We start from the raw sequence: 13,463 nt of genomic DNA, 5'->3' as shown, positions 1-13,463 counted from the left end.
TATGACTAATCTCATTCGAAAAAATATTCTTTTGCTCACACCCTATTCCAGTGCCAGAGACGAATACAAAAGCAATCAAGGTATCTTTTTAGACGCCAACGAAAATCCGTACGGCAATTTAAATCGCTATCCCGATCCGTACCAATGGCGCTTGAAACAAATCTTAAGCGGTCAACAAAAAGTCGGCATCCAAAACATCTTAATCGGCAACGGCAGCGACGAGATCATCGACTTGGTACAACGTGTTTTTGGCGAACCCGGTCAAGATCAAATCATCATTTGTCCGCCCACTTACGGCATGTATGAAGTGTATGCTAACATCAATAATTTGAAAATCGTTCCCATTCCGTTAACCGAAAATTTTCAGTTGAATACAGAAGCGATTTTAGCCCAAAACGCGAAAATTTTATACCTGTGTTCGCCCAACAATCCGACCGGAAATACATTAGAAAATCTGGAATACATTATTGAAAATTTCAAAGGCATTGTCTTTCTGGATGAAGCATACATCGACTTCAGTGAGCAACCTTCATTGGTACCCAAAATTCAGAAGTATCCCAATTTAATCGTGTCGCAAACTTTCAGCAAAGCGCGTGGATTGGCGGCGGCTCGTATCGGCGTAGCGTATGCCAATGAAACGATTATTTCTGTACTGCAAAAAGTAAAACCGCCTTACAACATCAGTCAACTGAACCAGGAAGCCGCGGTAAAAGCTTTAGCCGATGAAACTCAATTTCAAAACACCGTGAAAATTTTAAAATCGGAACGCGAAAAGCTTAAAAATGCGTTGCAACAACTGGATTTCATAACCCAAGTTTATCCGTCGGAAGCCAATTTTTTATTGGTTGAAATGGAAAATGCTACCGCGATTTACGAGCAGTTAATCGAACAACAAATCATCACCCGCAATCGCAGTTCGGTGGTGAAAGATACCATCAGAATTACCGTCGGAACACCGCAAGAAAACCAGCAATTACTTTACGCACTTCAATTAGTTACTATATGAAAAAAGTATTATTTATAGACCGAGACGGTACGTTAATCGTGGAACCGCCGATTGATTTTCAAGTCGACTCTTTGGAGAAACTCGAGTTTTATCCTAAGGTATTTCAATACTTGTCGCGCATTGCTCAAGAACTCGAATACGAATTGGTCATGGTCACCAACCAAGACGGCATGGGAACCGCTTCGTTTCCGGAAAACACCTTTTGGCCGGCGCACAACAAGATGCTCAAAGCCTTTGAAAACGAAGGCATCCGATTTGCCGATGTGATTATCGACGTTTCGTTACCCGAACAAAATTTACCAACCCGAAAACCGGGAACGGCTTTACTGCAACAGTACGTCAAAGGCAACTACGATTTGAAAAACTCCTTTGTCATAGGCGATCGAATTACTGATATTCAATTGGCACAAAATTTAGGAAGTCAAGCCATTTTTATTTCGGCGGAAACCAATGACAAAGCCGTTTTAACCACTACTTCTTGGGAAAGCATTTACCGGTTTTTGAAAAATCAGCCGCGAACTGCTACGGTGAATCGAACAACAAAAGAAACCGAAATCGCCATCGCAATCAATTTAGATGGGAACGGGAAAAGTAACATCACTACCGGTTTAGGCTTTTTTGACCACATGCTCGACCAAATTGCCAAACACGGGAATATCAACCTCAGCATTCAAGTCAACGGCGATTTGTATGTCGATGAACACCACACCATTGAAGACGTCGGCATCGCTTTGGGCATCGCTTTTTCACAAGCTTTAGGAAGCAAAAAAGGCATCAATCGTTACGGGTTTCTGTTGCCTATGGACGATTGTTTGGCGCAAGTGGCTTTGGATTTCGGCGGTCGTTCGTGGTTGGTTTGGAACGCAAAATTTACCCGAGAAAAAATCGGTGAAATGCCTACCGAAATGTTCTCGCACTTTTTCAAATCGTTTTGCGATGGCGCGCAATGCAACTTGAACATCAAAGCCGAGGGCAACAACGAGCACCACAAAATCGAATCGATTTTCAAAGCCTTCGCAAAAGCGATAAAAATGGCCGTACAAAAAGACGGAACTAATACCATCCCAAGCACCAAAGGAATCTTATGATAGCCATAGTAAAATATAACGCGGGCAATATTACTTCCGTGCAAAATGCCTTGGAAAGATTGGGGTATTCGAGTATAGTAACCGATAACCCGAAACTCATCCAACAAGCCGAAAAAGTGATTTTTCCGGGCGTTGGCGAAGCGAGTTCAGCCATGCAATACTTAAAAGAAAAAGGGTTAGACGAAGTGATTAAAAACCTCAAACAACCGGTTTTAGGCATTTGTCTTGGACAACAATTGTTGTGTCGTTTTTCGGAAGAAGGCAACACGGAATGTTTAGGGATTTTTGACGCAAGAGTAAAGAAATTCGAACCCAAATTGAAAGTACCGCATATGGGTTGGAATACTATTTCAGCATTAAATTCTGCTCTGTTCAATGGAATTTCAACCGAAGAAAATTTCTATTTCGTTCACAGTTATTATGCGGAAGTCAGCCAAGAAACCACTGCTGTTTGTGATTATATCGTTCCGTTTAGCGCTTCGATGCAAAAGGATAATTTTTATGCGACGCAATTTCATCCCGAAAAATCATCACAAGCAGGCGAACAACTTTTATTAAATTTTTTAAAACTATAAACACGGAATAATTTGTGAAAATCAGTGTAATCCGTGGCAAAAAATAAAAACATGAGAATCATACCGGCTATAGACCTTATCAACGGCAAATGTGTCCGTTTGACCAAAGGCGATTACAAGACACAAAAAATCTACAATGAGAATCCGTTGGAAGTCGCCCAATATTTTGAAGACAACGGCCTACAATATTTGCATTTAGTTGACTTAGACGGTGCCAAATCCAACCACATTGTCAACCATAAAATCTTGTATCAAATAGCCACCAAAACCAACTTGAAAATTGATTTCGGTGGCGGATTAAAGTCGCACAAAGATTTGGAAATCGCTTTTGAAAACGGCGCTCGTCAAGTCACCGGCGGCAGTATTGCAGCTAAAAATCCGACTGAATTTTTAAGTTGGTTAACCGAATTCGGCAGCGATAAAATCATTTTAGGTGCTGATTGTTTGAATAGAAAGATTGCAACCTTTGGTTGGCAGGAAACTTCCGAATTGGACGTTGTCGACTACATAGCCGACTATGTTACCAAAGGGATTTCGACAGTCATTTGCACCGATATCGCCAAAGATGGTATGCTGCAAGGAACATCAAACGAATTGTACACTGCTATTTTGGAAAAGACCAAAGTGAATTTAATTGCCAGTGGCGGCGTGACTACATTGGCCGATTTGGAACAGTTGAAAAAGCTGGGTTGCGAAGGCGCCATCATTGGAAAAGCCTTATACGAAGGCACTATTAAAATTGAAAACTTAAACCAATTATGTTAAAGAAAAGAATCATCCCGTGTTTGGATATTAAAGACGGACGCGTGGTAAAAGGTGTTCAGTTTTTAGGCCTAAAAGATGCCGGAAATCCGGTAGCCTTAGCTTCCTTTTATTCTAAAAACGGCGCGGACGAATTGGTGTTTTTAGACATCAGCGCGACTTTGGAAGGTCGCAAAACTTTGGTGGATTTGGTTACGCGATTGTCCAAAGAAATCAATATTCCGTTTACGGTTGGCGGCGGCATTCAATCGGTGGAAGACGCGCAATTATTGTTACAATCCGGTGCAGATAAAGTCAGCCTCAATTCGGCTGCCGTGGCTAATCCGAAACTCATAACGCAAATCGCCGAAGCTTTCGGGAGCCAAAGTGTAGTGGTCGCTATCGACATCAAAAAAGTCGAAAACGATTGGTATGTTTTTGTAAAAGGCGGTACCGAATCGACCGGAATCTTAGCCATCGATTGGGCTCAAAAGGCTGAAGCACTCGGCGCAGGAGAACTTTTAATAACCTCTATGAACAACGATGGTGCTAAAGACGGTTTTGCTTTGGAAATTACAAACGCGATAAGCCAAGCCGTTACTATTCCGGTTATTGCTTCCGGTGGTGCAGGAAGTGCCAATGATTTTATCGAGTTGTTTACCCAAACCGAAGTCAGTGCCGGACTGGCAGCCAGTATTTTTCACTTTAATGAAGTCGCTATACCCTATTTAAAAACCCTTTTAAAAACCCGAAATATTCCTGTACGATGACTATAGATTTTTCCAAAACGAACGGCTTGGTTCCGGCCATTATTCAGGACTATCAAACCCGACAAGTGCTGATGCTGGGTTATATGAATGAAGCAGCCTTGCGACAAACCCAAGAAGAAAAAGTAGTTACTTTTTTCAGTCGCAGTAAAAACCGCTTGTGGACTAAAGGCGAAACTTCCGAAAATTATTTGAAAGTCGTTTCCATTAAAGAAGATTGCGACCAAGATACCTTGTTAATCAAAGTAATTCCAAGCGGACCAACGTGCCACAACGGAACGAATTCCTGTTTTGCAGACGAAACGCCAATGCCGTTTTTAAACCAATTGGAACAAGTAATTGAGGACAGAATCGCCAATCAAAATGCGAATTCTTACGTGGCTTCACTCCTTCAAAAAGGCATCAATAAGATAGCGCAGAAAGTAGGTGAAGAAGCAGTAGAATTGGTCATAGAAGCCAAAGACAATAACAAAGATTTGTTTCTGAATGAAGCCGCCGATTTGCTGTTCCACTATCTGCTGCTACTTAAAGTCAAAGGTTTCGGATTGACCGATGTAGAAACCATTTTAAAAAGCCGAATGAAAAACGGATAGATTGTTTTTCAGGTTATGCCCGAATAAGAAATCTTTATCATTTCTTTAAAACTTCGGTTTAGAATTCTCCTTATCTTTGCAACTGATTTTGTATCTCATATTTAATATCAAATATTTAAAATAAAAATTATGTATCCAGAAGAAATGGTATTACCGATGCGCGCTGAGTTAACAGAAGCCGGTTTTCAAGAATTATATACAGCTGCCGACGTGAAAAACGCTATTAAGGCAGAAGGAACAACCTTAGTAGTAATCAATTCGGTTTGCGGTTGTGCGGCGAGAAATGCCCGTCCGGGTGCGAAAATGAGTTTAGACGGCGCTAAAAAACCCGATCATTTAATCACCGTTTTTGCCGGCGTTGACAAAGAAGCGGTAGATGCAGCCAGAGAAGAAATGTTCCCGTTCCCGCCTTCGTCACCAAGTATGGCGTTATTCAAAAACGGCGAATTAGTGCACATGCTAGAGCGTCACCACATTGAAGGTCGTCCGGCAGAAATGATAGCCGAAAATCTTAAAGATGCTTACGCAGAATTTTGCTAAAAAATTTAAAACCTTTCTTAACAGAAAGGTTTTTTAATTTAAGACGCAACCTTTAAAAGGTTTTATTATCTAGTGAATAAAACAAATTCATTTATGAAAAATAATTTGATATTTTGCTTACTTGCTTTCTCATTTTTGGCTGTGAATTGTTCCAACTCTGATACCAATCAGGAGAGCAATGTCATTACACAAGAAATGCTCGACGCCAAAAAAGCTGAAGTAATGAGTTTGATTAATAGTGCTACCTGTACCGGTGCCTGTAATTACATTGCGTTTGGAAGTAAACCTTGTGGTGGTCCGAAAGAATATTTGCTTTTTTCAAGTGCTGTAAATCTAGCTCAATTAGAAGATTTGGTAACAGAGTATAACGAAATGGAACATCAATTTAACATTCAAACCAATGCTATTTCTGATTGTGCTGTCGTTTTACCACCAAACAATATTGAATGTATTGACGGTTCTTGCGTAATTATAAATTGAAGGGGAGAATTGCTATGACGGAAAAGCCCAAACTATGTAAAAATGGTTTGGGTTTTTTATTGCCCAAAAAAAATGTAAATTTGCACCGAATTCTTCCATTTAGAGTTCCTACATATTCTCACTTAAACGTTTATAGCATGCAACTGTATAACACCTTAAGCGCAGAAGAAAGAGCCGAGCTGATTGACCAAGCCGGCCAACAACGCCTTACGTTGTCTTTCTACACCTACGCTAAAATTGAAGATCCTAAAAAATTTAGAGACGAATTGTTTATTGCCTGGAATGCACTTGATGCTTTGGGCCGAATTTACGTAGCTCACGAAGGCATCAACGCCCAAATGAGTGTACCGGCCGAAAACTTTGAAGCCTTCCGCGATACCTTAGAAGCCTACGATTTTATGAAAGGCATTCGCCTAAACGTAGCCGTAGAACACGACGACCATTCGTTTTTAAAACTTACCATAAAAGTCCGCCACAAAATTGTAGCCGACGGCTTAAACGATGAAACCTTTGACGTAACCAACAAAGGTGTTCACTTGGGCGCGGCTGAATTCAACCAAATTTTAGAGGACCCGAATACGATTGTAGTCGATTTCAGAAACCACTACGAAAGCGAAGTTGGTCATTTTAAAAATGCCATCACGCCCGATGTGGAAACCTTCCGCGAAAGCTTGCCGATTATCAACGAACAATTGAAAGACTTTAAAGAAGACAAAAACCTGGTCATGTATTGCACCGGCGGTATTCGTTGCGAGAAAGCTTCGGCTTACTTCAAACACCAAGGTTTTAAAAATGTGTTCCAATTGGAAGGAGGCATCATTAACTACGCGCGTCAAATTAAAGAGCAAAATTTGGAGAGCAAATTCATCGGGAAAAACTTTGTTTTCGATAATCGATTGGGTGAAAGAATCACAGACGATATCGTTTCACAATGTCACCAATGCGGCAAACCTTGCGACAATCACACCAATTGCGCCAACGACGGTTGTCATTTATTATTTATCCAATGTGACGATTGTAAAGCGTTGATGGAAAATTGTTGTTCTACCGAATGTTTGGAAACTACCCATTTACCGTTAGCCGAACAAGTAAAATTGCGACGCGGTAAACAAGTGGGCAACAAAATCTTCCGCAAAGGCCGTTCCGAGAATTTGCGTTTCAAACACTCCGGCGACTTGCCAAACATTCCTTTGGCGAAAGCGCAAGAAACGAAAGACATTCGCCAAAAAATAAAAGTCAAAAAAGTATTGGTTGCCAAAGCCGAACATTACTATACCAAAGCCGAAGTAGGTTTGTTTTTGATGGAAAATCATGAACTAAACCTTGGCGACAAAATCCTAATCAGCGGACCAACAACCGGAAACCAAGAATTGGTATTAGAAAAAATGATGGTCAACGGACAAGAAAAAACCACAGCAAAAGCCGGTGACAAAGTCACTTTTGAAGTGCCTTTCCGTATTCGTTTATCCGATAAATTATTTAAAATTTTAAGCTAATGACCACTTCAGGACGAATTGAATTGATGGCTCCGGCCGGCAACTTCGAATCACTGCAAGCGGCTTTAGACAATGGTTGTGATTCGATTTATTTTGGTGTTGAACAATTGAACATGCGAGCACGTGCCACGGTGAATTTTGTTTTAGAGGATTTACCCGAAATTGCACGTCGATGTAATGAGAAGAACGTCAGAACTTATCTGACTTTAAATACGATTATATACGATCACGATTTATCCATCGTAAAAACGCTTTTAACCAAAGCCAAAGAAGCCGGAATAACCGCAGTAATCGCATCCGACCAAGCGGTAATCATGACCGCCAGAACGATGGGTATGGAAGTGCACATTTCCACTCAACTGAATGTGACTAATATCGAAACGGTAAAATTCTATGCGATGTTTGCCGATACCATCGTATTGTCGCGCGAGCTGAGTTTGCGTCAAGTGAAGAAAATCACCGAAGCCATCGAAAAAGAACAAATCAAAGGCCCAAGCGGCAACTTGGTGGAAATAGAAATTTTTGGTCATGGTGCCTTGTGCATGGCGGTTTCAGGCAAATGCTACTTGAGTTTGCATTCGCATAATTCATCGGCCAATCGCGGCGCTTGCAAGCAAAACTGTCGCAAAAAATATACGGTAATTGACCAAGAAAGTGGTTTCGAAATTGAAATCGACAACGAATACATGATGTCGCCTAAAGATTTATGTACCATTGATTTCTTAGATCAAGTTATCGATTCCGGTATCAAAGTATTGAAAATTGAAGGTCGCGGGCGCGCTGCTGATTATGTCGCCACTGTAATTAAAACCTATCGCGAAGCCATTGATGCTTATTACGAAGGCACTTTTACCAAAGAAAAAGTTACGGTTTGGATGGAATCCCTTTCGACCGTTTACAATCGTGGATTTTGGAGTGGCTATTATTTAGGGCAGAAATTGGGCGAATGGAGCGACAATCCGGGTTCGAGTGCTACGCAGAAAAAAGTATACATTGGCAAAGGCATGCATTACTTCCCGAAATCGAATGTGGCCGAATTCAAAATAGAAGCCTACGACATCAAAAAAGGCGATAAAATTTTGATTACCGGTCCGAGCACCGGCGCTCAGGAAATGATAGTAGAAGATATGATGGTAAACGATTTGCCTTTAGAAAAAGCGGCCAAAGGCGACAGTTGTACTTTAAAGGTGCCGTTCCGCATTCGTTTATCCGACAAAATGTATAAAATTGTAGCCAACTAATGGTCATCGTTACCTTGCAAAGAGACAAATGCATCGGCTGCAACTACTGTGTGGAAATGGCGCCGGGACAATTTCAAATGTCGAAAAAAGACGGAAAATCGGTATTGCTGAAATCAGTCAATGCCAAAGGATTTCACACCTTAAAATCGGCCGACCATACCATCGTAGAAAACTGCGAATTGGCCCAAAAAGCTTGTCCGGTGCATATAATTGCAGTGAAAACAACATAAAAAAAACCGAGTTTCTCTCGGTTTTTATTTTTTAGTTTTTTGTTAAAACTATAATTACTGTTTCATCGTCCCCGTCATCATCAAAATCAGATGTGGTTTTAACCCTTAATTTAGTTGAAGTAAGTTCAGTTATTTGAACCACATCGGTTACGCCATCGGAAGTAATGGTAAGATTGTTACCTGATCTTGTGTATTCAAATGATGCAACATCTTCTACACAATCCCATACATCAACATTGGCACCTGTTCCATCTGCATTAAATTGAAGGTAATCTTTACCACATTCTTCATGATCATCATAAGGAATGGTTTGTCCAAACACTCTATACTCTTTAAAATACCATTTTCCAGTTAAATCTCCGGATGTTGACGGTCCGTCATCAGACGAACAAGAAATCACAAAACTTGATAAAATCGCCAAAGTCAATAGGCTTATTCTTTTCATTCTCATCTAATTTATTTTAGGTTAGACCGCTAAAATAGAAAAATTATCTTATAAAAAAACAAAATCAAATATTATTCGAAAGAATTTTAAAAACTTTAAAAAATACTATCTTTACACTTTTAACGTTTATCATCCGTAGTCTCATTCAAAAATGAGATGACCAATATATCTATATACAAATTATGGCTTGTACAAGTTGTTCAACATCTGATGGCGGTGCGCCTAAAGGATGCAAAAATAATGGGACTTGCGGCACCGATAGCTGCAACAAATTAACGGTTTTCGATTGGTTAGCTAATATGAGCTTGCCCAATGGAGAAGCGCCTTTTGATTGTGTGGAAGTGCGATTTAAAAACGGGAGAAAAGAATTTTTTCGCAATACGGAAAAGCTTACTTTAAGCATAGGCGATATTGTAGCGACCGAAGCTTCGCCAGGACATGACGTGGGCATAGTGACTTTAACCGGAGAATTGGTTAAAATCCAAATGAAGAAAAAAGGCGTAAATCATACCAGCTCGGAAATTCCGAAAGTGTACCGTAAAGCGTCTCAAAAAGACATCGATATTTGGAGCGATGCCCGCGATAAAGAAGAGCCGATGAAAGTCAGAGCCCGCGAATTGGCAATTGCGCACAAACTGGAAATGAAAATTTCAGACATTGAATTCCAAGGCGATGGCTCCAAAGTAACCTTCTACTACACCGCTAACGACCGTGTAGATTTCAGAATGTTAATTAAAGATTACGCGCGCGAATTCAATACCCGCATCGAAATGAAGCAAGTCGGTTTCCGTCAGGAAGCTTCTCGTTTAGGCGGTATCGGTTCTTGCGGAAGAGAATTGTGTTGCTCTACTTGGCTAACGGATTTCAGAAGCGTAAACACCTCAGCTGCGCGTTACCAACAACTGTCTTTAAATCCACAAAAATTAGCCGGACAATGCGGTAAATTGAAATGCTGTTTGAACTATGAGTTAGATACTTATATGGATGCCTTAAAAGATTTTCCGGATTTTGAAACCAAACTCAAAACCGAAAAAGGCGATGCTGTTTGTCAAAAGCAAGATATTTTCAAGGGATTAATGTGGTTTGCTTACTACGATAACTTTGCCAACTGGCATGTGTTAAATATAGAGCAAGTCAAAGAAATTATTGCCCAAAACAAGCAAGGCAAAAAAGTAAGTTCTTTAGAAGATTTTGCTGTTGAAGTAGTAGCCGAACCGGAAAAAGATTTCAACAACGCTATGGGTCAGGAAAGCTTAACCCGCTTCGACCAACCGCGAAAAAGCAAAAACAAAAATAAAAACCGTAACCGAAATAAAGCCAAAACTTCTGATGTTGCTAACAATAACACAACAAATGAAAGACCTAAACAAAAGCAAAGGCCGCAAGGAAAAAAACCAAATATAATTCAGAAAAAGAATGAAGATAAAAAGTAGTATTCTCTTTATTTTAATCTTTTTTTCGCTCATCTCCTGCGACCAAAAAAGAGTTTTTGATGACTACCAATCAGTGGGTAAATCATGGCATAAAGACAGCATAGTTTCTTTTGATTTGCCTCAGTTGGATTCTAAAAAAACGTATAATTTGTATGTCAACATTAGGAATAATAATGACTATCCTTTCAATAATTTGTTTTTGATAGTATCCCTAGAGCAGCCCAACAAGCAAGTAAAAGTAGATACTTTAGAATACCAAATGACCAATCCGGATGGCACGCTTCTTGGGGAAGGTTTTACCGACATCAAAGAAAACAAACTGTTCTATAAAGACAAGGTGAGCTTCACTCAAAAAGGATTGTACAAAATACACATCAAACACGCGCTAAGACAAACCGGAAAAATTGAAGGCGTTACTTCTTTAGACGGCATCTCTGATGTTGGCTTTAGAATTGAATCTACAGACTAAAAAATATGGCACAAAAAAAAGCATCCACAGTTAAAGACATTAAATACTACCAAAAGAAATTTTGGCGACTGTTCTTCTATGGCCTGGGAACCATGGTGTTGTTTTTCTTCTTGGCTTCTTGGGGATTTTTCGGCGCCATGCCGTCATTTGAAGACTTGGAAAATCCCGAATCCAATTTGGCCACCGAAATCATTTCTTCCGACGGTGTAACCATCGGTAAGTTTTACAACGAAAACCGTACGCCAATCAAATACGAAGATTTACCTCCTCATTTGGTAAAAGCCTTAGTCGCTACCGAAGATGAGCGTTTTTATGAGCACTCAGGGATTGATGCCAAAAGAACTTTCGGTGCCGCATTGCAATTAGGAAGAAGCGGTGGGGCAAGTACATTAACGCAACAGTTGGCCAAATTGCTTTTCCACGGTGAAGGATCAAAATTCTTCCTCTTCCGTGTGATTCAAAAAGCCAAAGAATGGATTATCGCAGTTAAATTGGAACGCCAATACACCAAAAACGAAATCATCGCCATGTACTTAAACAAAGCTGATTTCGTAAACACAGCGGTTGGAATTCGCTCTGCCTCTAAAGTGTATTTCGGTAAAGAACCGCGCGACTTAACCATAGACGAAGCCGCTATGTTTGTAGGAATGCTGAAGAATCCTTCGCTCTACAATCCACTGCGTCGTTTGGAAAAAGTTAAAAACAGAAGAAACACTGTATTAGACCAAATGGTTCGCAATAAAGTACTCACCAAAATTTCCAGAGATACTTTAGCCGTGAAACCGATTGTTTTGAATTTCCACCCGGAAAGTCACAAAGAAGGAACAGCGACTTATTTCCGAGAATATCTCCGGGAATACATGAAAAACTGGGCCAAAGAAAATAAACGCCCGGACGGCAGTGATTGGGACATCTACTCCGATGGTCTGAAAATTTACACTACCATCGATTCCAAAATTCAGGAACATGCCGAAGAAGCCGTACAAGCGCACATGAAAAACCTGCAAGAGGAATTCTTCTCTCAACAAAAAGAAAACAAAAATGCGCCTTTCGTTAACATCACCGACGAAGAAACCAACCGCATCATGACGCAAGCCATGAAAAACTCGGAACGTTGGCGTGTGATGAAAGACATGGATAAAACCGAAGAAGAAATCATCGCTTCCTTCGATGTGAAAACCAAAATGAAAATCTTCTCTTGGAAAGGAGAAATTGACACCACCATGACACCGCGCGATTCCATCCGCTATTACAAGCACTTCCTGCAAGCCGGATTGATGTCGATGGAACCGCAAACCGGTCACATCAAAGCTTGGGTGGGCGGTATCGATTACAAATATTTCCAATACGATCACGTTGGACAAGGCGCCCGACAAGTAGGTTCGACTTTCAAACCGTTTGTATACGCCACAGCCATCGAACAATTAGGCATGTCACCTTGCGATTCCATCATCGACAGTCCGTTCATGATTCACAAAGGTCGTCACAATGTTACCGAAGATTGGGAACCTAAAAACTCCGACCACCAATACCGAGGCATGGTAACTTTAAAACGCGCTTTGGCTTTGTCCATCAATACCGTTTCGGCGAAATTAATCGATAAAACCGGACCGGAAGCCGTTGCGGCATTGACCAAAAAATTAGGTGTAAAATCCAATATTCCGAACCAACCTTCTATTGCTTTAGGGGCTGTAGAAATTACGGTGGAAGATATGGTTGCCGCTTACAGTACCTTTGCCAACCAAGGTGTTTACGTCAAACCGCAATTCATCAGCAGAATCGAAGATAAAAACGGTGTTGTATTGTACGAACCTGTACCGGATACGCATGATGTGTTAAATAAAGACATCGCCTATGCCGTAATCAAATTGTTAGAAGGCGTAACTGAAAGTGGTTCGGGTGTGCGTTTGCGTACCCAAAGCGGCGGAAGTGGCGACAATCGTTGGACCGGCTATCCGTACATGTTTACCAACCCAATTGCGGGTAAAACCGGAACTTCTCAAAACCAATCCGATGGTTGGTTTATTGGTATGGTGCCGAATTTAGTGACCGGCGTTTGGGTAGGTTGCGAAGACCGTTCCGCCCGTTTCAAAGGCATTACTTACGGACAAGGTGCCACGGCTGCATTACCGATTTGGGGTTATATGATGAAAAAATGTTACGAAGACAAAGACCTGCAAATTTCTAAAGATCCGTTCCAACGACCAGACAACTTGTCGATTAAGGTCGATTGTTGGTCACCGCCAAAAGCCGAAACGGATTCGACAGCCGTCGACAATCCGGAAGAACAAAGTACCGACGAATTTGAAATGTAATTTTTAGGAGCTGTTTCCCGCTGTCCACTGTATCTTTTTCAGGA

The 13,463-nt window shown here is 40.9% G+C and carries 15 protein-coding genes; 14 read left to right on the top strand and 1 reads right to left on the bottom strand.

Annotated elements, in window-relative coordinates:
* The first annotated feature begins 1 nt into the window (after position 1).
* The 11 genes from hisC to Q0M21_RS05260 all read left to right on the top strand — a co-directional run bounded on the left by hisC (position 2) and on the right by Q0M21_RS05260 (position 8,757).
* Positions 2–1,006: a histidinol-phosphate transaminase gene (gene hisC / locus Q0M21_RS05310; RefSeq protein WP_367273709.1), complete on the top strand. Its 1,005-nt coding sequence runs from the start codon at positions 2–4 to the stop codon at positions 1,004–1,006.
* On the top strand, positions 1,003–2,094 hold the full coding sequence (gene hisB / locus Q0M21_RS05305; RefSeq protein WP_295335382.1) for a bifunctional histidinol-phosphatase/imidazoleglycerol-phosphate dehydratase HisB: 1,092 nt from the start codon (positions 1,003–1,005) through the stop codon (positions 2,092–2,094). Before hisC ends, hisB begins: the two co-directional genes overlap by 4 nt.
* The gene (gene hisH, locus Q0M21_RS05300; RefSeq protein ID WP_295335381.1) at positions 2,091–2,669 is read left to right on the top strand and encodes an imidazole glycerol phosphate synthase subunit HisH; all 579 of its coding nucleotides are present in this window, start codon (positions 2,091–2,093) and stop codon (positions 2,667–2,669) included. Before hisB ends, hisH begins: the two co-directional genes overlap by 4 nt.
* A 51-nt stretch (positions 2,670–2,720) precedes the next feature.
* Positions 2,721–3,434, top strand: coding sequence for a 1-(5-phosphoribosyl)-5-[(5-phosphoribosylamino)methylideneamino]imidazole-4-carboxamide isomerase (gene hisA, locus Q0M21_RS05295; protein ID WP_295335380.1), 714 nt, complete (start codon positions 2,721–2,723; stop codon positions 3,432–3,434).
* Positions 3,428–4,180 carry an imidazole glycerol phosphate synthase subunit HisF gene (gene hisF / locus Q0M21_RS05290; protein ID WP_295335378.1) on the top strand — a complete coding sequence of 251 codons (753 nt, stop codon included), beginning with the start codon at positions 3,428–3,430 and terminating at the stop codon, positions 4,178–4,180. Before hisA ends, hisF begins: the two co-directional genes overlap by 7 nt.
* Complete coding sequence (gene hisIE / locus Q0M21_RS05285) at positions 4,177–4,770, top strand: bifunctional phosphoribosyl-AMP cyclohydrolase/phosphoribosyl-ATP diphosphatase HisIE (RefSeq protein WP_295335377.1); 594 nt, start codon at positions 4,177–4,179, stop codon at positions 4,768–4,770. Before hisF ends, hisIE begins: the two co-directional genes overlap by 4 nt.
* Positions 4,771–4,899: 129 nt before the next feature.
* Positions 4,900–5,310, top strand: coding sequence for a BrxA/BrxB family bacilliredoxin (locus Q0M21_RS05280; RefSeq protein WP_295335375.1), 411 nt, complete (start codon positions 4,900–4,902; stop codon positions 5,308–5,310).
* Positions 5,311–5,403: 93 nt separating this feature from the next.
* Positions 5,404–5,790 carry a hypothetical protein gene (locus Q0M21_RS05275; protein WP_295335374.1) on the top strand — a complete coding sequence of 129 codons (387 nt, stop codon included), beginning with the start codon at positions 5,404–5,406 and terminating at the stop codon, positions 5,788–5,790.
* A 137-nt stretch (positions 5,791–5,927) separates the two neighbouring features.
* Positions 5,928–7,286, top strand: a complete 1,359-nt coding sequence (locus Q0M21_RS05270) for a rhodanese-related sulfurtransferase (RefSeq protein WP_295335372.1) — start codon at positions 5,928–5,930, stop codon at positions 7,284–7,286.
* Complete coding sequence (locus tag Q0M21_RS05265; RefSeq protein ID WP_295335370.1) at positions 7,286–8,527, top strand: peptidase U32 family protein; 1,242 nt, start codon at positions 7,286–7,288, stop codon at positions 8,525–8,527. The genes Q0M21_RS05270 and Q0M21_RS05265 overlap by 1 nt, the downstream gene beginning before the upstream one ends.
* Complete coding sequence (locus Q0M21_RS05260) at positions 8,527–8,757, top strand: ferredoxin (RefSeq protein ID WP_290876264.1); 231 nt, start codon at positions 8,527–8,529, stop codon at positions 8,755–8,757. The genes Q0M21_RS05265 and Q0M21_RS05260 overlap by 1 nt, the downstream gene beginning before the upstream one ends.
* Before the next feature lie 31 nt (positions 8,758–8,788).
* Here Q0M21_RS05260 and Q0M21_RS05255 read toward each other — a convergent pair whose 3' ends face one another.
* Positions 8,789–9,202, bottom strand: coding sequence for a lipocalin family protein (locus Q0M21_RS05255; RefSeq protein WP_295335368.1), 414 nt, complete (start codon positions 9,200–9,202; stop codon positions 8,789–8,791).
* Positions 9,203–9,384: 182 nt separating this feature from the next.
* Here Q0M21_RS05255 and Q0M21_RS05250 point away from each other — a divergent pair, with 182 nt between their 5' ends.
* From Q0M21_RS05250 to Q0M21_RS05240, 3 genes are read left to right on the top strand one after another with little or no spacing between them, the layout of a single operon-like run.
* A complete protein-coding gene (locus Q0M21_RS05250; RefSeq protein WP_295335366.1) occupies positions 9,385–10,635 on the top strand; it encodes a regulatory iron-sulfur-containing complex subunit RicT in 1,251 nt (416 codons plus the stop codon).
* Complete coding sequence (locus Q0M21_RS05245; protein WP_295335365.1) at positions 10,619–11,104, top strand: gliding motility lipoprotein GldH; 486 nt, start codon at positions 10,619–10,621, stop codon at positions 11,102–11,104. The genes Q0M21_RS05250 and Q0M21_RS05245 overlap by 17 nt, the downstream gene beginning before the upstream one ends.
* A 5-nt stretch (positions 11,105–11,109) precedes the next feature.
* Complete coding sequence (locus Q0M21_RS05240) at positions 11,110–13,419, top strand: transglycosylase domain-containing protein (RefSeq protein WP_295335363.1); 2,310 nt, start codon at positions 11,110–11,112, stop codon at positions 13,417–13,419.
* Positions 13,420–13,463: the final 44 nt, after the last annotated feature.

The sequence above is a fragment of the Flavobacterium sp. genome (assembly GCF_024710485.1).
Taxonomy (GTDB): Bacteria; Bacteroidota; Bacteroidia; order Flavobacteriales; family Flavobacteriaceae; genus Flavobacterium.
Note: the sequence above shows the minus strand (reverse complement) of the source record. Positions and strands in the feature narration are given on the sequence as shown.

What these genes read in the sequence shown, in the direction of transcription:
- Q0M21_RS05250 (WP_295335366.1), top strand. Translation starts at nt 9,385, where the DNA reads ATGGCTTGTACAAGTTGTTCAACATCTGATGGCGGTGCGCCTAAAGGA.
- Q0M21_RS05260 (WP_290876264.1), top strand. Translation starts at nt 8,527, where the DNA reads ATGGTCATCGTTACCTTGCAAAGAGACAAATGCATCGGCTGCAACTAC.
- hisH (WP_295335381.1), top strand. Translation starts at nt 2,091, where the DNA reads ATGATAGCCATAGTAAAATATAACGCGGGCAATATTACTTCCGTGCAA.
- Q0M21_RS05255 (WP_295335368.1), bottom strand. Translation starts at nt 9,202, where the DNA reads ATGAAAAGAATAAGCCTATTGACTTTGGCGATTTTATCAAGTTTTGTG.
- hisA (WP_295335380.1), top strand. Translation starts at nt 2,721, where the DNA reads ATGAGAATCATACCGGCTATAGACCTTATCAACGGCAAATGTGTCCGT.
- Q0M21_RS05240 (WP_295335363.1), top strand. Translation starts at nt 11,110, where the DNA reads ATGGCACAAAAAAAAGCATCCACAGTTAAAGACATTAAATACTACCAA.
- Q0M21_RS05245 (WP_295335365.1), top strand. Translation starts at nt 10,619, where the DNA reads ATGAAGATAAAAAGTAGTATTCTCTTTATTTTAATCTTTTTTTCGCTC.
- hisB (WP_295335382.1), top strand. Translation starts at nt 1,003, where the DNA reads ATGAAAAAAGTATTATTTATAGACCGAGACGGTACGTTAATCGTGGAA.
- hisF (WP_295335378.1), top strand. Translation starts at nt 3,428, where the DNA reads ATGTTAAAGAAAAGAATCATCCCGTGTTTGGATATTAAAGACGGACGC.
- Q0M21_RS05270 (WP_295335372.1), top strand. Translation starts at nt 5,928, where the DNA reads ATGCAACTGTATAACACCTTAAGCGCAGAAGAAAGAGCCGAGCTGATT.
- Q0M21_RS05280 (WP_295335375.1), top strand. Translation starts at nt 4,900, where the DNA reads ATGTATCCAGAAGAAATGGTATTACCGATGCGCGCTGAGTTAACAGAA.
- Q0M21_RS05265 (WP_295335370.1), top strand. Translation starts at nt 7,286, where the DNA reads ATGACCACTTCAGGACGAATTGAATTGATGGCTCCGGCCGGCAACTTC.
- hisIE (WP_295335377.1), top strand. Translation starts at nt 4,177, where the DNA reads ATGACTATAGATTTTTCCAAAACGAACGGCTTGGTTCCGGCCATTATT.
- Q0M21_RS05275 (WP_295335374.1), top strand. Translation starts at nt 5,404, where the DNA reads ATGAAAAATAATTTGATATTTTGCTTACTTGCTTTCTCATTTTTGGCT.
- hisC (WP_367273709.1), top strand. Translation starts at nt 2, where the DNA reads ATGACTAATCTCATTCGAAAAAATATTCTTTTGCTCACACCCTATTCC.